We start from the raw sequence: 1,184 nt of genomic DNA on the forward strand, positions 1-1,184 counted from the left end.
GGCCAGCGCCGCATCGTCAGCGACGAGCAGCTCATCGAATGCTTTGAAAGCTTCATCGCCATGGCCAACCACTACGCGCCGACCAACCCCGATGCGCCGTTCATCATCGAGGAGCTGGAAATCAATCCCTTTGCCTTCACCGACTACCTCATGGTCCCCCTGGACGGCATGTGCCGTTTCTCCGCGCCTAAGGCCCAGCCTGTCGGCCGGCCCATCGCCAAGATCCACAATCTGCTCCACCCTGGGCGCATCGGCATTGTCGGCGTCTCGGCCACGCGCCGCAATTTTGGGCGCATCATCGTGGACAACGTCCTGGCCCAGGGTTTTGCGGCCGAGAACGTGACCATCATCCGCGACGGTGGCCCGGACCAGTCCGGTGTGGCCTGCGTGCCGGATCTGGCCAGCCTGCCGCACCAGCTCGACCTGCTGGTGGTGGCCATCGGCGCGGCCCAGGTCCCGGATCTGGTGGAGGACGTCATCGCCCGCGACGCGGCCCAGGCCGTGATGCTCATTCCCGGCGGCATGGGTGAGACCGAGGACAGCCGCGCCCGCGCGGCCCAGGTCGTGGCCCGCATCAACGCCGCCCACGGCCAGGGCGACGGCGGTCCGGTCTTTCTGGGGGCCAACTGCATGGGCGTGGTTTCCCGGCCCGGCCGCTACGACACCTGGTTCATCCCAGAGGAAAAACTGCCCCGCGACCGCGACAAACCGTGGCGACGAGCGGCCCTGGTCAGCCAGAGCGGAGCCTTCATGCTCCACCGCAGCAGCCAGTGTCCGGAGCTGGAACCGGCCTACATGATCTCCATGGGCAACCAGACCGACCTGACCCTGGGCGACATGGTCCGCTATTTCAAGGATTCCGGGGAAGTGGATGTCATCGCGGTCTATGCGGAGGGCTTTGCGGACCTGGACGGGCTGGCCTTTTGCCGGGCCGTGCGCGAGGCCGTGCTGGCGGGCAAAGAGGTGGTCTTTTACAAGGCCGGCCGCACACCCGAGGGCAAATCCGCCACCAGCGGCCACACCGCGTCCCTGGCCGGGGACTACATGGTCTGCGAATCCTGCGTGCGTCAGGCCGGGGCCATCGTGGCCCAGAATTTCAACCAGTTCCAGGATCTCTTCCTCCTGGCCGAGAACCTGTACGGCAAGCGGATTCGCGGCAACCGGCTGGCCGCCGTCAGCGGCGC

General features: G+C 66.8%; 1 protein-coding gene. It reads left to right on the forward strand.

Features of this window, described 5'->3' with window-relative positions; genetic code table 11:
• A partial coding sequence (locus EOL86_15310; protein ID NCD26938.1) for a CoA-binding protein occupies positions 1-1,184 on the forward strand: 1,184 nt, incomplete at both ends.

It is taken from the genome of Deltaproteobacteria bacterium (assembly GCA_009930495.1).
GTDB lineage: Bacteria > Desulfobacterota > Desulfovibrionia > Desulfovibrionales > Desulfomicrobiaceae > Desulfomicrobium.